Annotated in this window: 23 protein-coding genes; 10 read left to right on the forward strand and 13 right to left on the reverse strand. The window is 65.7% G+C overall.

Annotated elements, in window-relative coordinates; all coding sequences use genetic code 11:
* The first annotated feature begins 197 nt into the window (after nucleotides 1–197).
* Nucleotides 198–737 carry a J domain-containing protein gene (locus tag IFR23_RS09975; protein ID WP_192975754.1) on the forward strand — a complete coding sequence of 180 codons (540 nt, stop codon included), beginning with the start codon at nucleotides 198–200 and terminating at the stop codon, nucleotides 735–737.
* A complete protein-coding gene (locus tag IFR23_RS09980; protein ID WP_192975755.1) occupies nucleotides 734–1,081 on the forward strand; it encodes a (2Fe-2S) ferredoxin domain-containing protein in 348 nt (115 codons plus the stop codon). Before IFR23_RS09975 ends, IFR23_RS09980 begins: the two co-directional genes overlap by 4 nt.
* A 56-nt stretch (nucleotides 1,082–1,137) precedes the next feature.
* Here the strand turns inward: IFR23_RS09980 and IFR23_RS09985 are convergent, their stop codons facing one another.
* From IFR23_RS09985 to IFR23_RS10025, 9 genes are all read right to left on the reverse strand, one after another.
* Entirely contained in the window at nucleotides 1,138–1,545 is a 408-nt protein-coding gene (locus tag IFR23_RS09985; protein ID WP_192975756.1) for a SufE family protein, read from the reverse strand.
* Nucleotides 1,546–1,764: 219 nt separating this feature from the next.
* Complete coding sequence (locus IFR23_RS09990) at nucleotides 1,765–2,004, reverse strand: hypothetical protein (protein ID WP_192975757.1); 240 nt, start codon at nucleotides 2,002–2,004, stop codon at nucleotides 1,765–1,767.
* 11 nt (nucleotides 2,005–2,015) lie between these two features.
* On the reverse strand, nucleotides 2,016–2,264 hold the full coding sequence (locus IFR23_RS09995; RefSeq protein WP_192975758.1) for a hypothetical protein: 249 nt from the start codon (nucleotides 2,262–2,264) through the stop codon (nucleotides 2,016–2,018).
* 23 nt (nucleotides 2,265–2,287) lie between these two features.
* Nucleotides 2,288–2,605, reverse strand: a complete 318-nt coding sequence (locus IFR23_RS10000) for a hypothetical protein (RefSeq protein ID WP_192975759.1) — start codon at nucleotides 2,603–2,605, stop codon at nucleotides 2,288–2,290.
* Nucleotides 2,606–2,617: 12 nt separating this feature from the next.
* Nucleotides 2,618–2,923 (reverse strand): hypothetical protein, encoded by a 306-nt coding sequence (locus tag IFR23_RS10005; RefSeq protein WP_192975929.1) that lies wholly within the window; start codon nucleotides 2,921–2,923, stop codon nucleotides 2,618–2,620.
* Nucleotides 2,924–2,956: 33 nt separating this feature from the next.
* On the reverse strand, nucleotides 2,957–3,340 hold the full coding sequence (pspC, locus tag IFR23_RS10010) for an envelope stress response membrane protein PspC (RefSeq protein WP_056482352.1): 384 nt from the start codon (nucleotides 3,338–3,340) through the stop codon (nucleotides 2,957–2,959).
* Nucleotide 3,341: 1 nt separating this feature from the next.
* A complete protein-coding gene (gene pspB / locus IFR23_RS10015) occupies nucleotides 3,342–3,629 on the reverse strand; it encodes an envelope stress response membrane protein PspB (protein ID WP_056058227.1) in 288 nt (95 codons plus the stop codon).
* 1 nt (nucleotide 3,630) lies between these two features.
* Nucleotides 3,631–4,296: a phage shock protein PspA gene (gene pspA, locus IFR23_RS10020; protein ID WP_055878009.1), complete on the reverse strand. Its 666-nt coding sequence runs from the start codon at nucleotides 4,294–4,296 to the stop codon at nucleotides 3,631–3,633.
* Nucleotides 4,297–4,349: 53 nt separating this feature from the next.
* Complete coding sequence (locus IFR23_RS10025) at nucleotides 4,350–4,493, reverse strand: hypothetical protein (RefSeq protein ID WP_192975760.1); 144 nt, start codon at nucleotides 4,491–4,493, stop codon at nucleotides 4,350–4,352.
* Between the two features lie 172 nt (nucleotides 4,494–4,665).
* On the opposite strand from IFR23_RS10025, the gene pspF reads away from it, so the two are divergent.
* A complete protein-coding gene (gene pspF, locus IFR23_RS10030) occupies nucleotides 4,666–5,703 on the forward strand; it encodes a phage shock protein operon transcriptional activator (protein WP_107954891.1) in 1,038 nt (345 codons plus the stop codon).
* A 274-nt stretch (nucleotides 5,704–5,977) separates the two neighbouring features.
* On the opposite strand, the gene IFR23_RS10035 is transcribed toward pspF, so the two are convergent.
* The gene (locus tag IFR23_RS10035; RefSeq protein ID WP_192975761.1) at nucleotides 5,978–7,186 is read right to left on the reverse strand and encodes a cation:proton antiporter; all 1,209 of its coding nucleotides are present in this window, start codon (nucleotides 7,184–7,186) and stop codon (nucleotides 5,978–5,980) included.
* Between the two features lie 252 nt (nucleotides 7,187–7,438).
* Here IFR23_RS10035 and IFR23_RS10040 point away from each other — a divergent pair, with 252 nt between their 5' ends.
* Entirely contained in the window at nucleotides 7,439–8,359 is a 921-nt protein-coding gene (locus tag IFR23_RS10040) for a right-handed parallel beta-helix repeat-containing protein (protein ID WP_192975762.1), read from the forward strand.
* 220 nt (nucleotides 8,360–8,579) lie between these two features.
* Here IFR23_RS10040 and IFR23_RS10045 read toward each other — a convergent pair whose 3' ends face one another.
* Nucleotides 8,580–10,208 (reverse strand): alkaline phosphatase family protein, encoded by a 1,629-nt coding sequence (locus IFR23_RS10045; protein WP_192975763.1) that lies wholly within the window; start codon nucleotides 10,206–10,208, stop codon nucleotides 8,580–8,582.
* Nucleotides 10,209–10,316: 108 nt separating this feature from the next.
* Between IFR23_RS10045 and IFR23_RS10050 the strand changes: the two genes are divergently transcribed.
* From IFR23_RS10050 to IFR23_RS10065, 4 genes are all read left to right on the forward strand, one after another.
* Nucleotides 10,317–12,365 carry a protein-disulfide reductase DsbD family protein gene (locus IFR23_RS10050; RefSeq protein ID WP_192975764.1) on the forward strand — a complete coding sequence of 683 codons (2,049 nt, stop codon included), beginning with the start codon at nucleotides 10,317–10,319 and terminating at the stop codon, nucleotides 12,363–12,365.
* Nucleotides 12,366–12,487: 122 nt separating this feature from the next.
* Nucleotides 12,488–14,014: a circularly permuted type 2 ATP-grasp protein gene (locus IFR23_RS10055; protein ID WP_192975765.1), complete on the forward strand. Its 1,527-nt coding sequence runs from the start codon at nucleotides 12,488–12,490 to the stop codon at nucleotides 14,012–14,014.
* Complete coding sequence (locus IFR23_RS10060) at nucleotides 14,014–14,949, forward strand: alpha-E domain-containing protein (protein ID WP_107961994.1); 936 nt, start codon at nucleotides 14,014–14,016, stop codon at nucleotides 14,947–14,949. Before IFR23_RS10055 ends, IFR23_RS10060 begins: the two co-directional genes overlap by 1 nt.
* Nucleotides 14,949–15,758 (forward strand): transglutaminase family protein, encoded by an 810-nt coding sequence (locus IFR23_RS10065; protein ID WP_192975766.1) that lies wholly within the window; start codon nucleotides 14,949–14,951, stop codon nucleotides 15,756–15,758. The genes IFR23_RS10060 and IFR23_RS10065 overlap by 1 nt, the downstream gene beginning before the upstream one ends.
* 66 nt (nucleotides 15,759–15,824) lie before the next feature.
* Here the strand turns inward: IFR23_RS10065 and IFR23_RS10070 are convergent, their stop codons facing one another.
* Nucleotides 15,825–16,601: an arginyltransferase gene (locus tag IFR23_RS10070; RefSeq protein ID WP_192975767.1), complete on the reverse strand. Its 777-nt coding sequence runs from the start codon at nucleotides 16,599–16,601 to the stop codon at nucleotides 15,825–15,827.
* A gap of 127 nt (nucleotides 16,602–16,728) precedes the next feature.
* Nucleotides 16,729–17,988 (reverse strand): threonine ammonia-lyase, encoded by a 1,260-nt coding sequence (locus tag IFR23_RS10075; RefSeq protein ID WP_192144929.1) that lies wholly within the window; start codon nucleotides 17,986–17,988, stop codon nucleotides 16,729–16,731.
* Nucleotides 17,989–18,045: 57 nt separating this feature from the next.
* On the opposite strand from IFR23_RS10075, the gene IFR23_RS10080 reads away from it, so the two are divergent.
* Both IFR23_RS10080 and IFR23_RS10085 read left to right on the forward strand, forming a co-directional pair.
* Complete coding sequence (locus IFR23_RS10080) at nucleotides 18,046–18,900, forward strand: NAD(P)-dependent oxidoreductase (protein ID WP_192975768.1); 855 nt, start codon at nucleotides 18,046–18,048, stop codon at nucleotides 18,898–18,900.
* The gene (locus IFR23_RS10085; RefSeq protein WP_342344928.1) at nucleotides 18,897–20,582 is read left to right on the forward strand and encodes an amidohydrolase; all 1,686 of its coding nucleotides are present in this window, start codon (nucleotides 18,897–18,899) and stop codon (nucleotides 20,580–20,582) included. The genes IFR23_RS10080 and IFR23_RS10085 overlap by 4 nt, the downstream gene beginning before the upstream one ends.
* Nucleotides 20,583–20,591: the final 9 nt, after the last annotated feature.

Genomic DNA, 20,591 nt, shown 5'->3' on the forward strand with positions numbered 1-20,591 from the left:
GTGTCGGCTGGGAATACGTCCGACCCGGACGCGTCTATCCATGCCACATGACAAATAGTTCATGTTCAGTAAGCGATGAACGGTGGCTGACTCAAGGCGGAATGTTGCGCTGCGGGAGATTGTCGGAACGCGGGACTTTTGCTCGCGATCACCGCGTGCGGTTGCGTTGTCCGCGGGGACGCCTATCTCGGGCCGCTATGGCGAGAAGCACGACACGATCTTCCGACTGGGGTTTCCCACGCTGGCGCGAGTATGGCGCGAGCACCGAGGCGGTGACCGTCCGGCTGTGCGACCGGCATGGCTGCAACGAACCCGGAAACTGCCCGGCGCCGAAATCGCCCAACAGCCCCGATCGTTGGTATTTCTGCATGAACCACGCGGGCGAATATAATCGTGGCTGGAATTATTTCGAAGGCTTGAGCGCGGAGGAAGCGGCCGAGCGCGAAGCGGCCGAGACGCGCACCGCCGATGGTTATACCGATCCCAAGCATTATGCCTGGGCCGGTTCGGGCGACGGCAGCCGCTCGCGTGACGAGATGCGCGCGCTGGAGGTGCTGGACCTTGAGCCAGACGCGACCTTCGAGGACGTGCGTGCGGCATGGCGGCGGATGGCGAAGGCGAATCATCCGGATGTCCGCCCGAACGACAAGGACGCGGCGAAGCGGTTCCAGGGCGTGCAGGCAGCATACGAGGTTCTGAAGGTGGCCGAAGACCTGCGGACGTGGAAACCGGCGTGATCCGTGTCCTCGCCAGTCGTTGGCAGGGTAGCGTTCTGGTCTGCGGGAAATGCTCGAAGAAGCTGGATGGCGGGTTTGGCGAGAAGGGCCGGACCTCGCTCGTGAAACTGTTGCGCCAGGCGCTCGGCGTGAAGAAGGGCCGCAAGGCTGACCGCGGGGTGGTCGAGGTCAAGTGTCTCGGTGTGTGCCCGAAGAACGCGGTCGTGATGATCGACGGCGCTCGGCCGGACCGATGGATGCTCGTGCCGGCTGGTGCGGATACGGATGAAATCGTTGCAACCCTTACCGAACACCGCGAGGTGCCCTCACCCTCGCCGCCTCCGGCGTCTCTCCCTCTCCCCTGAGGGGAGAGGGAAGGGGCCCGCGGCCGCTTGGCCGTGGGAAGGGTGAGGGCACGGTTTTAGGTGGCGTACCGCTCGGCCGTTTCCCGGATCAGCGCGATCATGTTCGGGATCCCCTGCGTTCGGTTCGAACTCAGCTGCTTGCTCAGATCGAACGGCGCAAGTTCCGCAGTGATGTCGGTAGCGACGATCGCGCCCGGCACCTGATCCTGCACCGTCAGCAACACCAGCGCGATGATCCCCTTGGTGATCGCCGCATTCGAATCCGCGAGAAAGTGGAGCCGGCCATCATCGGTCGTGGTCGGATAGACCCAGACCGAGGCCGAACACCCCCGCACCAACGTCGCATCGGTCTTGAGCGCATCCGGCATCGGTTCGAGCTCTTTGCCGAGGTCGATCAGCAGGCGGTAACGATCGTCGGGTTCGAGGAAGTCGTATTCCTCGCGAATGTCGGTGAGAGTGGGCATGTGCGAGCGGTTACTCGGGTGAAGGTCCGGTCGCAACACTCCGGTGTTTGCAATACTCCTGGCGCCAAGCGGGTTACATTACACTGAGGCTCATTCCGTCACCCCAAGCCTATTTTCCGTCACCCCAGCGAAAGCTGGAGTCTCTCGGTTATGATGAGACCCCAGCTTTCGCTGGGGTGACGGCCAGAGGGGGGGCGCCAATCAGTCACTCAGTCGGCCTCAGAGATCCACCCCGGCAGCGATCGCCTCGAGCTTCTTGATCCGCTCCTTCAGATCCGCGATCTCGATCCGCGATCCGGTCGACACCGCGACCGGCATGCGACCGTCCTGCATCTGGTCCAGTTCCATCCGCCGCAGTGAGAGCCACCCGCGCCATCCGGCCAATCCGCCTGCGACAATCATCGCGAGGCCCGCAAGGCTCGCCAGCGCGAGCGTGATGTAAAGGTTCGGTTCGATCATGTCCGCCTCCTCTAGCGGTCGCGGAGCCGTTCGATCTCTCGGTCGAGATCGACGCTCTTGTGGTTGTCGGTGATCACGCGCTCCAGCACCTGGATGCGCTCCTTCATCTGCTGCACCTCGCCGCGCAGCCGCGCGGCCTCAGGATCGTTCATCAGTGATGTTCCCTCGGCATCTCGCGCGCTCTTGTGACGCGATTTGACGATGCCCGCGATCATCACGATCAGGACGATCATCACGACCATCACTTGTCCACCATTCATGATCTTGTCTCCCGTAATAAGATTTAGTTGGCAGGCGGCAGGTCGCGGAGTTGCTCGATCTCGTGGCTAAGCAAGTGGCTGCCGTCCGTGACGATCCGCTCGACATTGGCCAGGCGATCCTTGATCGATCCGATTTGCGCGTGAAGCTGCGCGTTCTCCTGGCTAAGCAGCTTGATGCGTTCCACCAATTCATCGTTCTTCTTTGGGTAAATGGCCTGTCCCCATGCGCCGTCTAGCGGGTAGCCATGTTTGATGCGAAGCCATGTCGTAATCACCCAACCCGCCATACCGGCCAGACCGACGATCAACGCGACCGGCACGAAAGATTCAAAAGGAAACATTGCTGATCCTCCTTAGCGGTCGCGGAGGGCGTCGATCTCGCGAGCGGTGCGCTCGGCGGGATCGGTGGCGATGCGTTCGAGGACCGCGATCCGCTCCTCGAGGCGGGAAACCTGACCGGTGAGACGCTCATTCTCGCTGCTGAGCAGTTCGACCTTGCGCTCATCGTCGGGACCGATCCCGTTCTTGTAGCTGAGGCGGTGGCGCTTGCCGCCATGATCGCTCTCCAGCGGGTAGCCATGTTTCGCGCGAACCCAGGTTCGGAAGGCGTGCGACGCGCTGACCGCCCCTACGATGCCAACCGGTACCATCCAACCCATATCCATCGTCTGTCTCCCTGAACCCCCCACGTCTCAGCGCAGGCTGTCGATCTCTGCCGCGAGGCTGTTGCTGGAGCGGCTGGTATAGTGCGTCTCGATGTCGGCGAGGCGGCGGTCGATGTCGCGGAACTTGCTGCGGACTTCGGCAGTCGACCGCTTTGGGTTCGAGCGGACGCCCTGCCAGAACTTCGCGTCGTCGGGCGTCTCGTACAGTCCGATCGGCTTGGCATGCCCCATCCAGGCAACCATCCAATAGGCCAGCAGCGTCCAGGGAAAGCCCCCGGCGAGCGTCAGGACGACCATGCCGACACGGACGAAGAGCGCATCGACGCCGGTATAGTCGGCGATCCCGGCGCAGACGCCCTTCCACTTGGCGTTCTGCTTATCGAGGTAAAACTGTGTGCGGCTGCCGGACATCTCAGTTCCTCCGATCAGAAGTGCGGTCGGACTGATGGTCCGACAGATACGGCGATTGCGTCGTGCCGAGGCCCGGCTTCCAGTCGGGATTGTCGGCGGCGATGATCCGTTCGACGGTCATCACGCGGTCCTCGAGGCGGCGGGCGAGCATCTGCATCTCGTCGAGCAGCCGTTCATCCTCTTCGGTGATCCGCGGCGCCTGCTTCCACTTGGTGATGTAGTGCAGGATCACCCACGGCAGCCCGATGAAGAGCACGGCGCAGACGAGAACGGGCATCAGGTCATCCATCTCAATCGTCCTTCTTCATGCGCGCCTTGAGCGCGGCGAGCTGGGCGTCGACCTTGTCGTTGCTGCGCAACTCGGCGATTTCCTCTTCGAGCGTCTTGACGACCCCGAGCCCCATCGCATCCGCGCGGCCCTCGGCCTCGTCGACGCGGCGGTCGAGGATGTCGAAGCGGCTGAACGCCTCGTGCGTCTTCGGACCGTTGTACATTTCCCGAAGCCGCGTCCGATTGTTCGCGCTCTCCAGCCGGGTCTGCACCGCGTTCTGCTTGGTGCGCGCCTCTCGGAGCTTGGTCTGGAGCTTGGCGATGTCCTCCTCCGACGCGCGGAGCGCATCGTCGAGCACGCCGACCTCGGCCTTCAACTGCTCGGCCATGTCGAATGCCTTCTGGCGCTCGACCAGGGCTGCCTTGGCGAGGTCCTCGCGGTCCTTGCTCAGCGCCAGCTCAGCCTTCTCGGTCCAGTTGTCCTGGAGCTGCTCCAGCTTCGAAATGTGGCGGCGCATCTCCTTCTGGTCGGCGATGGTGCGCGCGGCGGAGGCGCGAACCTCGACCAGCGTTTCCTCCATCTCGAGGATGATCATGCGGATCATCTTCGACGGGTCTTCGGCCTTCTCGATGAGATCGGCGAAGTTGGCGGCGACGATGTCGCGGGTGCGGGAAAAGATGCCCATGTAAATCCTACTCCAGGGGTCGGCCCGAGGCTCTTAGCGAGTCCGTCGGGGTCTTATGCCACGATTGCGGTGGTTGCCGCGATGGGCGTTGCGTTGGTTGCGATCGCGGGGCCGACTGCGCCGAGGACGCAGGTTGCGCTGACGACGATGGTGCAGAGGGTAGCGGCGACGGTGCGGGCGATGTTGGTGTTGGACATGGTGGGTCCCCTTTAAGGATGGTTGGTTCCGCTATTCGGCGGGTTGCCTGAAGCTCTGCATCTCTCGTGCCAGTTTTGAAAATGGCGGGTTTGCAGGGGTTTGCGCGATTTCGGGTGGTTGGGCGGTGGCGGAAGCTTGCCAAGAGTTGGGAATTCGCGCCACATCTTCGCCATGGAGCGAACAACCCAGGTCATCGGCGAGTCCGGCACGTTCATGGCGGCGCTCGAACGCGCGTCGCGAGCGGCGGCGTTGGACCGTCCGGTGCTGGTGATCGGCGAGCGCGGCACCGGCAAGGAACTGGTCGCCGAACGCCTCCACCGCCTGTCGCCGCGGTGGGATCAGCCGCTGGTGATCATGAACTGCGCGGCGTTGCCCGAGACGCTGATCGAGGCGGAATTGTTCGGGCATGAGGCCGGCGCGTTCACCGGCGCGACCAAGGCGAGGGTAGGTCGGTTCGAGGAGGCCGATGGCGGCACGCTGTTCCTCGACGAACTCGGCACGCTGTCGATGGCGGCGCAGGATCGGTTGCTGCGCGCGGTCGAATATGGCGAGATCACGCGGATCGGCTCGTCGCGGCCGATGCGCGTCGACGTCCGGATCGTGGCCGCAACCAACGAGCATCTGCCCGACAAGGTCGATCGCCACGAATTCCGCGCGGATCTGCTCGACCGGCTGTCGTTCGAGGTGGTGACTCTGCCACCTCTGCGCGCGCGGACTGGGGACGTGGTGGTGCTGGCAGAGCATTTCGGCCGGCGCATGGCGTCCGAGCTGGGGCGCGAACGCTGGGAAGGCTTCGGCCCGGCGGCTATGGATGCGCTGATCGCCTATCGCTGGCCGGGGAATGTCCGCGAACTGCGTAACGTCGTCGAACGGGCGGTGTATCGTTGGGAACAGGCTGGGCCGATCGACGCGATCGAGATCGACCCGTTCCAGTCGCCGCATCGGCCGGGCGCGTCGACTGCGCCGAAGCCTATGGTTGTGGTGCCGCGCGCGGTCGAACCGGATGAAGGCGAGGACCCGGTCGTCGCGTGCGAAGAAGGCCCCTCGGACTTCAAGTCCCGCGTATCCCGCTTCGAGCGCGACCTGCTCTCCCGCGCGCTGTCGGAACACCGCTTCAATCAACGCGCCACAGCTGAAGCACTAGGCCTCAGCTACGACCAACTCCGCCACGCCCTGAAACGCCACGACCTTCTCAACGCGGGAGGCTGAACCGCCAACACCCGTCATCCTGACGAAAGTCAGGACCCCGAGCCAAGCAGGACAGCGTTCGTAACCCTGGGTCCTGACTTTCGTCAGGATGACGGGGTGGGGATCAGGCGCTTTTTCACACCAACCCCGCCACGCCCCGAAACGGCACGAACTGCTCAATGCGGGAGGCTGACCCCAACGTCCGTCATCCTGACGAAAGTCAGGATCCAGAGCCACGCAGGACGGTGCTTGTTACCCTGGATCCTGAATTTCGTCAGAATGACGGAGCGGGGGATCAGGCGCTCTTCCCAACCAACCCCACCAGCTTCTTCAACTTCGGCGCGACCACCGGCACCGTCAGCATCGTGCTCGCCAGCGCCATCAGCAGCAGCGCCGTGAACGTCTCATTCGTAATGATCTTCTTATCCAGCAGGATATTGACGAAGATGATCATGATCAGCGCCTTGGTCTGGAGCAGCCAGCCGATCGCCGATGCCTCGCCCGGCCGCCATTTCAGGATCCGCCCGGCGGCGTGAACCCCCGCCAGCTTGCCGCCGACCGACGCGACCAGCAGCAACGCCGCCGCGCCGAACACCGCGAACCCGCCGACCGCCCACTGCGTCTTCAGGCCCGTCGACAGGAAGAACACCGGCATCACCGCGAGCAGCACGAAGTGGCGGAACTGGTCCATCCTAGCGGTCGTGAACCATTTCGAATCGAGCACCGCGCCCGACAGGAACGCGCCGACCATGAAGTGCAGCCCCGCCCAGTCCGCCGCGAACCCGCAGCCGGCGAGCCAGATCAGGCTGACATACCAGCGATCGCGCTCCTCGATCATCGCCATGAGCTTACGCACCAACAGCGTCGCCACGGCGAACCCGAGCAGGAAACCACCTTGTCGCCCGACGCGCTCCCAATCGAGCAGGATCAGCGCGAGCACGCCCCAGATCGCGATGTCGTCGAGGCTCGCATAGCGCAGGATCCGCTGGCCGATCGGTTCGCGCAGGATCTCGAGCTTTTCGAGGAAGAGGACGAGGATGGGGAGGGCGGTGACCGCGCAGGCCATGCCGATACCGAGCACCACTTGCCACGTCGCGCCGTCCGGCCCGCGCCAGCCGGGGTAACGCAGCATCAACACCGCGGCGATGCTGCCGGTGATCAGCGGTACCGCCAGTGCCAGCCCCGCCGTGACGCCGGTTTCGCCGCGCCGTTTCCAGGCCTCGCCGAGATCGAGTTCGATGCCGGCGACCCAAACGAACATCATCACTGCCCACCACGCGATGCCGTTAAGCGACCCCAGCGTCGCGGGCGTGAAGACCGTCGCATAATAGTCGGGATACGCCGCGCCGAGCACGCCCGGCCCGAGGAGGATGCCGCCGAAGATCTGCACGACCACCAGCGGCGCCCAGTAATCGGTCCGCCCGAGCCTCCACACCAGATACGGCACGGTGAAGATGATGAGTATCGCGAGGAGGAAGACCTCCGTCGGCGTCATGGCGTGCATGTGGATCCCCCGCGCCGATCGGTTCCCCCCGCCGGCTTTGTTACGGTAGCGGTATTATGCGGATCGGACGGTAGCGGCAATACGCCGTTGCGACGGGATTGAACCGAACCTTTTGCGCCATTCCGGGGTGCGCCATTCCGGGACACGCAGTGCGCTGGCGGGTGTTGGGCCGATCGATCGCGGGTGATAGTCCTCGAGCCGCATCGTACCGCCGCGGCTGGTAGGCGCATCGTGACCGTGAAAGGACGTCCCATGAAACGATCGTTGCTGGCGCTTGCGCTGCTCTCCGTCCCGGCGCTTGCGCAGACCAATGCGCCGTTCACCGTCAACGGCCAGGGGTTCGCGAGCCTCCAGGACGCGGTGTCGTCGATCCAGCAGGGCACGGCGACGATCCTGATCGCGCCCGGTACCTACCGGCAGTGCGCGGTGCAGGCGGGCGGGCACATCACCTTCAAGGCGGTGCAGCCAGGGACCGCCATCTTCGACAGCGTCGCGTGCGAGGGGAAGGCGGCGTTCGTCCTGCGCGGGCTCGGCTCGGCGGTCGATGGCATCGTCTTTCGCGGGTACAGCGTGCGCGACGGCAATGGCGCCGGTATCCGGATCGAAATGGGCAACCTCACGGTGACCAACTCGATGTTCCTCAACAGCCAGGAAGGCATATTGGGCGGCGGGCCGACGACGAAGCGGATCACGGTCGATCGCTCCACCTTCTCCGGGCTGGGCCAGTGCGACGTGTCACCGGGCTGTTCGCACGCGATCTACCTTGCGAATGACGGCAGCGTGACGGTGACCAACTCGCGGTTCGAGCGCGGCACCGGCGGGCATTACGTCAAGCTGCGTAGCCCGACGGTGACGATCACCGACAACAGCTTCGACGATACGGGCGGCCGCAAGACGAACTACATGATCGATCTATCCGATGGCGGCACCGGCCTGATCGCACGCAACACGTTCGTGCAGGGTTCGCACAAGGAGAATCACAGCGGCCTGATCGTCGTGGCGGCAGAGGCCAAGACGTTCGGCTCGACCGGGCTGCGGATCGAAGGGAATGACGCGCGGTTGTCGCCCGGCGATGCGACCAGCCCGGCATTCGTCGCGGACTACAGCCATGACAAGCTGGCGATCGGGGCAAACCGCCTGGGGGCGGGGCTGCGGCCGTTCGAGACGCGCTGAGTTGGTCCGCGTCTACCCACTGTTCGTCACCCCAGCGAAACCTGCGGTATCCCGGTTGGGATGGGCTCGCGCGGTCATGGGGGAATCCCGGCTTTCGTTGGGATGACGGATTTCGTGGGAAGCAGCGCCAACCCAAAAGATTTGTTCTCCCGCAAAGGCGGGAGTCCAGCCTGCGCTCCCGCCTTCGCGAGAGAACAGGCTTGTCGGTAAGGCGCGGCGCTCAGTTAGCGCACGTGCTCGCGGCACTCGGGTCGAGATCCAGACACCGCCCGTCCAGCCCACTCACCGGCAACCCGATCGTCGCCGCCAAGGTCGGCACGATATCCACCGTCTCCACCGACAGCGGCTGCTCGAACCCGGTCATCCCCTTGCGCCAGAACAGGATCGGGACGCGGCGGTCGTAATCCCACGGCGACCCATGCGTCTCGACATAGCCGCCTGCCGGGGACACGATCGTCGTCACGCGCGGCTTGAGGAGCACCACCATCTGCCCCGACCGCTCCGGATAGAACGATGCCCGTGCCCGCTCGATCAGCGTCCACGTCTCGGGCGGGGACTTCGCCATCGGCGTCGCCATGATCTCAGCGGCGGAGTAGGCACCCGCGATCTGCGGCATCGCCCGATAGCGACGCAGCGCTTCGGCAAGCACCTTGGCCTGCGTCTTCGCCGGCAGCGTGTCGTCGATATACACGTCGCCTTCGGTCCCTAGTAGCACACTACCCGGCAGCCCCATGTCCTTCGCGATCGCGGTGCCGACCTGCTTGGCGAGGACGTTCTCGTCCATGTGCGCCTCCATCGGCATCGCGCGCTGCTGCTGGCGTTCGGTCGCGTCGTGCGCGCCGTGATCCGCAGTCAGCACGACCTCGTAGTCGACGCCGGTCTCGTCCATCACCGCAAAGAAATCGCCCAGCGTCTTGTCGAGCTGCGCCATCTGGATGCACATCTCGGTGCCCTGCGTACCGTAGGTATGCCCGACATAATCGGTCGCCGACGCGCCGATATCGATGATGTCGGTCTGCGGACCCTTGCCGAGCTTCATGTCCTGCACCAGCGCCGCCGCCATCGCGAACACCGCCGCATCGGAGGCTGGCGACACGCGGAAGCCCTTCGCGTCGCCGGCCTCGCGCTCGAAGCGCCCCTGGCCGTAGGTCTTGCCCGCGATCACGATCGGATGGTTTACGCCCGCGCAATAGCCGGGCAGCGGCAGCGCCGCCTGCGGCTTGGCGATCAGCGCGGCGACCGCGTCGCGCGTGCGCTGCACCGCCGGCGGCACCGCGCGCCCCGCGTACGAAACGTACGTCTTGCCGTCCCACCACCAGAGCTCGTCGACCTTGTGGCCGCCCATCATCACCGCCGCGCGATCCTTGCCCGCGACCGAGACCGAGCGCGCCCGCGGATCGCGCGCCTTCATCATCTCGCCCAGCGTCGGCACCTTCAGATGCATGTCTGACACGGTGTAGCTGTCGTGCGTGCTGCCGGTGACGCGTTCGTCCTCCGAGCAATAGACGACCTTGTCGGGCCGGCCGGCGCGCTGGTCGATCCAGTTGTTGGCGATGATCCCGGTATGCGCGGGCCGCATGCCGGTCAGGATCGTCGAGTGGCCCGGGCACGTCTCGGTCGCGGCATGGCTCTGATATCCGCTCGGAAACACTGCGCCGTTCAGCAACCGGGTGAAGCCGCCGGTATAGTGATTGCGATATTGCTGGAACAGGTCGGCGGCGAACTGGTCGACCGAGATCGCGACGATCAGTTTTGGCGGAGTCGTGGGGGTCGCCGCGGGGGGCGCCGCCGTCTGGGCAGAGACCGAAGCGGCCGAAGTCAGCAGGAGCGCGGCGATAAGTGCTTTCACGAACAGTCCTTTAGACAGCGATGACCATCGAGCGGGGCCGTCGCTTTGAAGTGCAATACGAGATCGTCACCGCTATGGCTTTGCGCGATGAACGAAACAAGGATGGCCATGCGCGGATTACGTTGCGCCGTGATGACGGTCTTGCTGGCCGTGTGTGGGCTGGCAAGCACGCCCGCGCTTGCGGAATCGCTGAACGGCTCCAGCCAGCATCTGATGATGAAGCTGGTCGCCGAGAGCGATCACCCGAAAGCCGGCGCGCCGCTGACGATCGCGCTCGCGACGACGCCCGAAACGGGCTGGCACGGCTATTGGCGCAACCCGGGCGATGCGGGCTTTCCGGCGACGTTCGACTGGACTTTGCCGACGGGCGCGAAGGCAGGCGAGCCCGAATGGCCGGTGCCGACGACGCTGCTGATCGCGGGCCTGATGAACTATGTCTACGAGGCGCCCTATGCGCCGCTTGTGACGATCCAGGTCCCGGCGGGGCTGGCGGCGGGGTCGAAATTCCCCATCCGCCTGAAGACGAGCTACCTCGTCTGCTCGGCGACGATCTGCGTACCCGAAGAGAAGGCGCTCTCGCTCGACCTCACCATCGGTGACGGCGCGCCATCGCAGGCCGCCGCGTTCGCAGGCTGGCGTCAGGCGATTCCAAAGCCGCTCGATGCCGGCGCGACCTACGCGGCGAGCAACGGGACGATGCGGATCGCGGTGCCGTTCCCGGCGGGCGCGAAGATCGACAAGGCGTATTTCTTCCCGGTCACCACCGGCGCGATCGAGAACGGCGCGGCGCAGACGGTCACGCGCGACGGCGACCGGCTGACGATCAGCACCAAGGTCGCGGCGAACGCCAAGGCTGGCGGACCGATCGAGGGCGTGCTGCGGATCGGCGACGGGCAGGGGCTCGGCGTCAAGGCGACGCCTGGTGCGGTGGCTGAAGCGGCCGGCGGTGACGCGACGAGCGCAAATGGCGAGAGCCTCTGGCTGACGGCGCTGATTGCATTCGCGGGTGCAGTGCTCGGCGGTCTGATCCTCAACATCATGCCGTGCGTCTTCCCGATCCTGAGCCTGAAGGCGCTCAGCCTCGCCCGTGGTGGTGCGAGCAAGAAGGACGCGCGCGGCGAGGCACTGGCCTATACCGCGGGCGTCGTGCTGGTCTGCCTCGGCCTCGGCGGTGCGATCCTGGCGCTGCGCGCAGGCGGGTCCGCGGTCGGCTGGGCGTTCCAGTTGCAGCATCCCGGCGCGATCGTCGCGTTGCTGCTGCTGAGCACCGCGATCGCGTTTAACCTCGCCGGGCTGTTCGAGGTGCCGACGCCGCGCTTTGCCGGTGAGAGTGGCGCAAGCGGTGCGTTCGCGACGGGCGCACTCGCCGCGTTCATCGCGACACCGTGCACAGGGCCGTTCATGGGCGCAGCACTCGGTGCGGCGCTGGTGTTACCGTGGCCGGCGGCGCTCGCTGTGTTCGGCGGGCTTGGGATCGGCTTGTCGCTCCCCTTCCTCGCGATCGGATTCATTCCGTCGTGGCGGCGCTGGCTGCCGAAGCCTGGCGCGTGGATGGAGACGTTCCGCCACATCCTGTCGGTGCCGATGTTCCTCACCGCGATCGCACTTGGCTGGGTGCTCGGACGCCAGACCGGCGTGGACACGCTCACGCTCGCACTGGTCGCGGTGCTGGCGGTCGGCGCGGTGCTGTGGATCGGCGGCTCTCGCCAGCGCAAGGGCAAGTCGTTCGGCGTGGTGGCGCAGATCCTGCTGCTGGTCGTGTTCGTTGGCAGCGCAGTGTTGATCTCGCGCGCGCCGCCTGTGTCCGCGAAAGTAGCGACTGCCGGCGACGAGGCGTTCACTGAGGCCAAACTCGCCTCCCTGCGTGCCGAAAAACGACCGGTATTCGTGTACTTCACCGCTGACTGGTGTCTGACGTGCAAGGTCAACGAGAAGGCGGCGATCGACACCGCCGGCGTCCGCGACGCCTTCGCCAAGCACAACGTCGCGGCGCTGATCGGTGACTGGACCGACGGCGACCCCGTGATGGGCCGCTTCATCCAGGCCCACAACCGCGCCGGCGTGCCGCTATATCTATACTACGCGCCGGGCGCAGCCGAACCCACCGTCCTCCCGCAGGTCCTCACGCCAGGCCTGCTCGAAGGCCTGGGCGCCTAAGATACGATCTTCTTCCCGATGGGGGAGGATTGGGCGAATACCAGTTCACAGAAGGACTTGTGCAGCGCAGCGATGCGTTGCAGCATGGAACCGCAACGCTTGATGGGGAATTGACCGTTTCGATGGGGAAACAAGCGTTCGACGAAATCATGGGGACACCGGGCGATACGACCGCCCGGCCCGAACTGGCGGCATTGTGCAAGTGGATCGAGGATACGCCTGACGCCGAACTGCGTCGCCGTCAGGAAGCTGCCGAGACGACGTTCCGGCAGCTCGGCATCACCTTTGCGGTGTACGGCGAGAACGAGGCGGCCGAGCGGATCATTCCGTTCGACATCGTCCCGCGCGTGTTCCTCCACGACGAATGGACGCGGCTTTCCGAGGGCTTGGTCCAGCGCGTCGAGGCGATTAACGCATTCCTCGACGACATCTACGGCGAACGACGCATTCTGAAGGAGGGCATCCTCCCCGAGGACCTCGTACTCGGCAACGCGCAGTTCCGGCCGGAGATCGCCGGCATGCGGCCGCCACACGGCATCTGGGCGCATATCTGCGGCATCGATCTCGTCCGCACCGGCCCCGACGACTTCTTCGTGCTCGAGGACAATGCGCGCACGCCGTCCGGCGTCAGCTACATGCTCGAAAACCGCGAAGCCATGCTCCGGCTCTGTCCCGAACTCTTCCGCGAATTCCGCGTGGCGGCGGTCGACAGCTATCCCGACCGCCTGCTCGAGACGATGAAGTCGGTCGCGCCGCACGGCACGGGCTCCAACCCGACGTGTGTTTTGCTGACCCCGGGCCACTATAACTCGGCCTATTACGAACACAGCTTCCTCGCGGATTCGATGGGGATCGAGCTCGTCGAGGCCGCCGATCTCGTGGTCGACGACGACGTCGTGTGGATGCGGACGATCGCCGGCCGGGTGAAGGTCGACGTGATCTATCGCCGGGTCGACGACGATTATCTCGATCCGCTCGTGTTCCGTCCGGATTCGGCACTCGGCGTGCCCGGGCTGATCGCAGCCTATGCGGCCGGCAACGTCGCGATCATGAACGCGCCGGGCAACGGCATCGCCGACGACAAGGCGATCTACAGCTATATGCCCGACATCGTGAAATTCTACTCGGGCGGCGAGTGCAAGCTTCGCAACGTCGAAACCTGGCGCTGCCGTGAACCGCAGGCGCTGAAGTACGTCCTCGACAACCTAGAACATGTCGTCGTCAAGCTGGTCGACGGCTCTGGCGGCTACGGAATGCTCGTCGGCCCGACCGCGTCGAAGCAGGAGATCGAGGATTTCCGCGCCGCGCTGATCGCCGAACCGCATCGCTACATCGCACAGCCCACGCTTGCCCTGTCCACCGTTCCGACGATGGCGGACGGCGGTTTGAGCCCCCGTCACGTCGATTTCCGTCCGTTCGTGCTGACCGGCTCGAAAGGCGTGCAAGTCGTGCCCGGAGGCCTGACGCGCGTCGCGCTCAAGGAGGGATCGCTGGTGGTCAATTCGAGCCAGGGTGGCGGGACCAAGGACAGTTTCGTGCTGATGGCGGATCAATCGCAGCGCATGGCGGCGGGCGGGATGACGCAGACGATGGGCGGCATGTCGCAATCGCTCGGTACGATGCTGCCATCGCCGGGAGCGGACTCCTGATGCTCTCGCGCACTGCATCGTCGCTCTACTGGCTCGGGCGCTATTTCGAGCGCGCGGACTTCATAGCGCGGCTGGTCGAGGCCACCGTACGCCTCGATGTGCTGTCTTCCCAGCCGGCCGGAGAAGCGGCGTGGGCGTCCGCACTCGCCGTCACCGAAACCGAAGAGCCGTTCGCGACGCTCGGCGCGGGCATGACGCAGACCGAGGTGGTCCGCTTCCTGACGCTCGATTCGAGTCATCCCGGTTCGATCGTCCGCTGCGTCGACATGGCGCGCAACAACGCAAAGGCAGTGCGCACCGCGCTGACTCGCGAGGCCTGGACTGCGATCAATCGCGCATGGCTGCTGTTCGAGAACCGGACGACGCCGCGCAGCACGACCGACCAGATGAACCTGGTCGAGGCGGTCAAGAACGAGACGCGCGGGTTCGAGGGCGCGGTCCACCGCATGCTGCGCAACCAGACGACGTGGTTCATCCGGCTCGGGCAGGCGGTGGAGCGCGCGGACAACACCGCGCGTCTGCTCGACGTCAAATACCATATCCTGCTCCCCGAGGGCGAACGACTGGGCGGCGCGATCGATCGCGACCAGTGGACGACGATCCTCCAGACCGTCTCCGCGGTCACCGCCTATCGCTGGCTGTATAATGACGGTCTGCGGCCTGCGGACGTCATCGACCTGTTGCTAGCGCGCGCGGAACTCCCGCGAAGCCTCGCTGCGTCGGTCGAAGAGACGGTCGACGTGCTCAACCTGCTGGCGAAACGCACGGGCAATCACGGGGAGGCGGACAGGATGGCACGGATGCGCGCGAGCCGGATGGGCAAGACCCGATCCGGCGAAGTGATCTCGTCGGGGCTGCATCAGTATCTGCAAGCCTTCATCGCCGAGAACGCGCTGCTGCACGGCGCGATTGGTCGCCAGTTCAAGTTCCTTTGATGCGATTGTCGATCGATCACCACACGATCTACCGCTTCAGCCAGCCGCAGGGCCGGCTCGTCCAGATGCTCCGGCTGACGCCCGAGAACACGCATGACCAGACCGTGGCGTCGTGGCGGATCGATGTCGATTGCGACGCCAGGCTGCGGCCGGGCAGGGACGGCTTCGGCAACGCGGTGACGATGTTGTACGCGGAGGGGCCGGTCGACGGGATCGAGATCACCGTGACGGGCGAGGTGCTGACCAGCCATTCGGACGGCGTATTGCACGGCGTCCACGAGACTTTGCCGCCTGCCGTCTATCTGCGCTCGACAGAGGCTACGGCACCGGATGCGACGATCGCCGAGTTCGCTGCCGATGCGGCGATCGGCGCGCGCGACCGGATCGGGGCGCTGCACCGGTTGAACCGCGCGCTGCACAAGCAGTTCGTCTTCGATGCCGGTCGTCCGGAACCGGGGCGGACCGCCGCCGCGGCATTTCGCGAGGACAGCGCGACGCCGCGTGACATGGCGCAGATGTTCGCGGTCGCCGCACGCTCGCTCGGCGCGCCTGCGCGGTATGTATCGGGCTATCATCACAACGATCACGAGGTCGTGCATCTGCCCACGCCGCACGGCTGGGCGGAGGCGTTCGTCGACGGGCTGGGCTGGGTAGGCTTCGATCCCTGCACGGGGATGTCGCCGGAGGAGCATTACGTTCGCGTCGCGATGGCGCTCGATGCGGCAGGAGCGGCGCCGGTGGCGGGCTCGCGGCTGGGCGAGGGTGGCGAGGAGCTCGACGTCGACGTGGTGGTCCAACGCGAGGACTAAGGTTGTTTTATCGCGAGGGCGGGGACCCAGACTTGGCCCCCGCCCTGGCGATAAAGCAAGAAGGGGTTACGCCAGCGCCGCGACCCGTGCCAGCGGCGTTACCAGATCCGCATCCTCCAGCCGCCGCCACCCCGCCGGCCCGAGCACTTCCAGCGGCCGGTACCGCGTCTTGTATTCCATCCGCGGCGAGCCCTTTACCCAATATCCGAGATACACGTACGGCAGCCCCGCATCGCGGGCGCGCAGGATATGGTCCATGATGATGAAGTTGCCGAGCCCCGGTCGCGCCGTGTCGTCGGCCGCGAAGAAACTGTAGACCATCGAGAGGCCGTCCGCCTGGCGATCGGTCAGGCAGGCGCCGATCAGCGCTCCCGGCACGCCGTCGACCGACCGATCGCGGTACTCGACGATCACCGAATTGACCGGCGAATGCTCGATCATGTCGGCGTAATCGTCCTCGTCCATGCCGGCCATCCCGCCGCCCGGATGCCGCGTGCCGAGGTAACGGCGGAGCAACTGAAACTGCTCGTCGGTCGCCCATGCCTTGCACGCGGTAATCTCGATATCGCCGAGCCGCTTCAGCAGTTTGCGCTGGGTCGCGTTGGGCACGAACTCATCGGTCACCACGCGGACCGAGACGCACGCCGTACACCCCGAGCAGGACGGCCGATACGCCACGCCCTGGCTGCGACGAAACCCGATCCGCCCTAGCGCATCGTTCAGTTCGTTCGCGTGCGGACCGGTCAGTTCGGTGAACACCTTTCGCTCCTGACGATCCGGCAGATACGGACACGGCGCAGGGCTGGTGACGAAGAAGCGCGGGAAACGAAAGGGCGCGGTCACCGAGCGGAAAGTCCTTCAGGCAGGCGCGATCAGCCGCGTCGCCTCGTATATGGCCGTCCACCGCAAACGTGCAATCGGTTTACCACGAATGTCGGTAAACGCGGTAAATCGCCGTATCAGAATGGGATCACGCCAGCTCGACGGTCGACGTCTCGTACCCGCCAGCCCGCAATGCCCCCACCAGCCGATCGAGGTGCGCCCGGTCGCGGAGCTCGCATTCGATGTCGGTGATGAGCCCTTTCGCCGGCAACGTCGTGAAGACGCGCTGGTGATAGATTTCGATGATGTTGACGCGTTCCTGGTCGAAGATCCGCGCGACATGGAAGAGCGCACCCGGCTTGTCCTGCAACCGGATCCGCAACCGCGCGAGCCGCCCCGACCGCGCCAGATCGCGCAACAGCACGTTGGCGAGCAGCCGCGTATCGATATTGCCCCCGCACAGCACGATGCCGACGGTCTTGCCCGCGAACCGCTCGGGATGCGACAGCAGCGCGGCGAGCCCGGCGGCACCGGCGCCCTCGACCACGGTCTTCTCGATCTGGAGCAGCAGGCTGACGGACTCTTCCAGGCTGCGTTCGCTGACGAGGACGATCTCGTCGACCAGTTCGGCGACGATCTTCGAGGTGATCGCGCCCGGCTCCTTGACCGCGATGCCCTCGGCCAGCGTATCGCCCGCGCACGCCATGTCCGTGCCGTTGATGCGGTTGTACATCGACGGGAACAACTCGGCCTGCACGCCGACGACCTCGATCGGGTGACCGCCCGGCGCTTCGCTCAAAGCTCGCGCGACCGTCGACATGCCCGAGATCAGTCCGCCGCCGCCGATCGGGATGACCAGAGTATCGAGCTGCGGCACGTCCTGCAGCATCTCGATCGCGACGGTGCCTTGCCCTGCGATGACGCGCGGGTCGTCGAACGGGTGGACGAAGGTGAAGCCGCACTCGCCTTCGAGGATGCGAGCGTGGGCATAGGCCGCGTCGAACGTCTCGCCGTGCAGCACGACGTTGGCGCCGTGGCCCTCGGTCTGCATGACCTTCACGGTCGGCGTGTTGGTCGGCATCACGATCGTCGTCGGAATGCCCAGGCGGTTGGCATGATAGGCGAGGCCCTGCGCGTGATTGCCCGCCGACGCGGCGATGACGCCCTTCGCGCGCGCTTCGGCCGACAGCTGCAACAGCGTGTTGAGCGCGCCGCGCTCCTTGTACGCCGCGGTGAACTGGAGGTTCTCGAACTTCAGATACACCGTCGCGCCGGTCATCTTGCTCAGCGTCTTGCTGATCAGCGTCGGCGTGCGGACGATCGAGTCGCGGATCCGGTCATGCGCGACGCGGACGTCGTCGATCGAGACGGGGAGGGTGGGTGCCGCTACGGCAGCGTGGGTAGCCATGTCCGACCCGCTAGACCATCTGGCGCGCGTGGGAAACACCGCTTATGCGCGGACGCTATGGCAAAACTGGCATTCATCGGAACCGGCGTCATGGGCGCGCCGATGGCGGGACACCTCGCCGCGGCAGGGCACGACGTCACCGTCTATAATCGGACTCAGGCCAAGGCGTTGGCATGGGCCGATAAATCTGGCGGCAAGGTCGCCGACACGCCGGCCGCCGCGGCGAAGGATGCCGATGCGGTGTTCGCCTGCGTCGGCAATGACGACGATCTGGCCTTGGTCACTTTAGGCGAGGACGGCGCGTTCGCCGCGATGCGCGACGACGCGGTGTTCGTCGATCACACGACGGTCTCCGCCTCGATCGCGCGGCGGCTCGCGGGCGAGCGCACGCTGGTAGTCGACGCCCCGGTGTCGGGCGGACAGGCGGGCGCGGAGAACGGCAAGCTCTCGATCATGTGCGGCGGATCGGCCGAGGCGATGGCGAAGGCCGAACCCTTCATGCGGGCCTATGCCGCGCGCATCGTCCACGTCGGCGAGGCGGGGGCTGGCCAGACGACCAAGATGTGCAACCAGATCGCGATTGCCGGCGTGATTCAGGGCGTCGCTGAATCGCTGCGGTTCGCGCAAAATTCGGGGCTCGATCTCGACAAGGTGTTCGACGCGATCTCGGGCGGCGCGGCGCAGAGCTGGCAGATGGTCAATCGCTGGCCGACGATGGCGAAGGACAAATTCGACTTCGGTTTCGCGGTTGACTGGATGCGCAAGGATCTCGGGCTGGCCCTAGACGAGGCGCGGCGCAACGGCGCTGTGCTGCCGGTCGCAGCGCTGGTCGATCAATTCTACGCCGATGTTCAGGCCATGGGCGGCGCCCGCCAGGATACGAGCGCGCTGGTACGGAGATTGCCGAAGTGAAGCGTTATCTCATCTCTGCGGCCATCTTCGCGCTGCTCCCGACACCAGCTTTTGCCGATGGAATCGTCGACAACGTCAACGGCATCACCGTCGCCGACGGTGGCCGCGTGATCCACTTCAAGGCGATCCTGGTCGACAAGGACGGTCGCGTCACGCGGCTCGTGCCCCCCGGCGAGGAAGCCCCCAAGCTGAGCCGCAAGGAATTAAAGAAGAACGCTGGCAAGCCGCTCTACGACTGGCGTGTCGACATGGGCGGCAAGACGGTGCTGCCGGGCTTCGTCGACGCGCACGGGCATGTTCTCGAACTCGGCTTCGGCGCGCTGTCGCTCGATCTTTCGATGACCAAATCGCTCGACGAGGCGAAGGCGCGGATCGCGGCGTACATCGCGGGCAATCCCGATCGCAAATGGATCCTCGGGCGCGGCTGGAACCAGGAGGTCTGGGGGCTGGGTCGCTTCCCGACCGCCGCCGATCTCGAATCCGTCTCGGGCGGGCATCCGATCTGGCTGTCGCGCGCCGACGGCCATGCCGGCTGGGCGAACCGCGAGGCCATGCGTGAGGCCGGTGTCACCGCCGCCACCGTCTCGCCTTCCGGCGGACGCATCGAGAAGACCGGCGGCGCCCCCGCGGGCGTGTTCGTCGACGGCGCGCAGGCGCTGATCGAGAAGGTCGTACCACAACCGCTTCCCAAGGAGCGCGACGCCGCGTTCCTGACCGCGCAGAGCATCCTGCTCGGCTACGGCGTCACCGCTGTCGCCGACATGGGCACCACCCTCGACGACTGGCTCACCTATCGCCGGATGGCGGACATCGGCGGGCTTCGCGTCCGCATCATGAGCTATGCGATGGGCGTCGAGACCGCCAGCCGGATCGGCGGCAAGGGGCCGACGCCGTGGCTGTACAATGATCACCTGCGGATGGGCGGCGTGAAGCTCTATGCCGACGGCGCGCTCGGGTCGCGCGGCGCGTGGCTGCTGAAACCCTACTCGGACGCACCGGGCCAGTCGGGGCTCGGCTTCCTGACCGACGACCAGCTTCAGAACCAGATGAGCCGCGCGGCGATGGACGGGTTCCAGGTCGCGGTTCATGCGATCGGCGACAAGGCGAACCGGGAAGTGCTCGACGCGATCCAGGTCGAGAGCGAGACCTATACCGGCGATCGCCGCTGGCGGGTCGAGCATGCGCAGATCGTCGATCCGACCGACCTGCCGCGCTTCGGCAAGTTTGGCACGATCGCCTCGATGCAGCCCACGCAGGAAACCAGCGACCGGACGATGGCGGAGGCACGGCTCGGCCCGAACCGGCTGACCGGCGCCTATGCATGGAAATCTATGCTGACCAACGGAGCGAAGCTCGCCTTCGGGACCGACTTCCCGGTCGAGAAGCCCGATCCGTTCGCGACCTGGGCGGCGGCGTTCACGCGGCAGGATGCCGATGGTCAGCCACAGGGTGGTTGGCAACCGCAGGAACTCGTCACGCGCGAACAGGCTTGGTGGGCGATGACCGGTGCGGCGGCCTATGCCGGGTTCGCGGAGAAGCAGTTCGGTGCGCTCGCCCCGGGCCAGCGCGCGGACTTCATCGTCGTCGATCGCGATCCGACGATGGCCTCGCCGACTGACCTGCGCGCCACGAAGGTCAGCGAGACGTGGATCGGCGGGGAGAAGGTCTGGGTGCGCAAGTAACCGCGCGGG

The organism is Sphingomonas sp. CFBP 13603 (genome assembly GCF_014892665.1).
In the GTDB taxonomy this organism is placed as follows: Bacteria; Pseudomonadota; Alphaproteobacteria; order Sphingomonadales; family Sphingomonadaceae; genus Sphingomonas.

Bases quoted from the DNA above. Each gene is read 5' to 3' on its own strand.
- IFR23_RS09975 (WP_192975754.1), top strand. From the start codon at position 198: ATGGCGAGAAGCACGACACGATCTTCCGACTGGGGTTTCCCACGCTGG.
- IFR23_RS09985 (WP_192975756.1), bottom strand. From the start codon at position 1,545: ATGCCCACTCTCACCGACATTCGCGAGGAATACGACTTCCTCGAACCC.
- IFR23_RS09990 (WP_192975757.1), bottom strand. From the start codon at position 2,004: ATGATCGAACCGAACCTTTACATCACGCTCGCGCTGGCGAGCCTTGCG.
- IFR23_RS09995 (WP_192975758.1), bottom strand. From the start codon at position 2,264: ATGAATGGTGGACAAGTGATGGTCGTGATGATCGTCCTGATCGTGATG.
- IFR23_RS10000 (WP_192975759.1), bottom strand. From the start codon at position 2,605: ATGTTTCCTTTTGAATCTTTCGTGCCGGTCGCGTTGATCGTCGGTCTG.
- IFR23_RS10005 (WP_192975929.1), bottom strand. From the start codon at position 2,923: ATGGGTTGGATGGTACCGGTTGGCATCGTAGGGGCGGTCAGCGCGTCG.
- pspC (WP_056482352.1), bottom strand. From the start codon at position 3,340: ATGTCCGGCAGCCGCACACAGTTTTACCTCGATAAGCAGAACGCCAAG.
- pspB (WP_056058227.1), bottom strand. From the start codon at position 3,629: ATGGATGACCTGATGCCCGTTCTCGTCTGCGCCGTGCTCTTCATCGGG.
- pspA (WP_055878009.1), bottom strand. From the start codon at position 4,296: ATGGGCATCTTTTCCCGCACCCGCGACATCGTCGCCGCCAACTTCGCC.
- IFR23_RS10025 (WP_192975760.1), bottom strand. From the start codon at position 4,493: ATGTCCAACACCAACATCGCCCGCACCGTCGCCGCTACCCTCTGCACC.
- pspF (WP_107954891.1), top strand. From the start codon at position 4,666: ATGGAGCGAACAACCCAGGTCATCGGCGAGTCCGGCACGTTCATGGCG.
- IFR23_RS10035 (WP_192975761.1), bottom strand. From the start codon at position 7,186: ATGCACGCCATGACGCCGACGGAGGTCTTCCTCCTCGCGATACTCATC.
- IFR23_RS10040 (WP_192975762.1), top strand. From the start codon at position 7,439: ATGAAACGATCGTTGCTGGCGCTTGCGCTGCTCTCCGTCCCGGCGCTT.
- IFR23_RS10050 (WP_192975764.1), top strand. From the start codon at position 10,317: ATGCGCGGATTACGTTGCGCCGTGATGACGGTCTTGCTGGCCGTGTGT.
- IFR23_RS10055 (WP_192975765.1), top strand. From the start codon at position 12,488: ATGGGGAAACAAGCGTTCGACGAAATCATGGGGACACCGGGCGATACG.
- IFR23_RS10060 (WP_107961994.1), top strand. From the start codon at position 14,014: ATGCTCTCGCGCACTGCATCGTCGCTCTACTGGCTCGGGCGCTATTTC.
- IFR23_RS10065 (WP_192975766.1), top strand. From the start codon at position 14,949: ATGCGATTGTCGATCGATCACCACACGATCTACCGCTTCAGCCAGCCG.
- IFR23_RS10075 (WP_192144929.1), bottom strand. From the start codon at position 17,988: ATGGCTACCCACGCTGCCGTAGCGGCACCCACCCTCCCCGTCTCGATC.
- IFR23_RS10080 (WP_192975768.1), top strand. From the start codon at position 18,046: ATGGCAAAACTGGCATTCATCGGAACCGGCGTCATGGGCGCGCCGATG.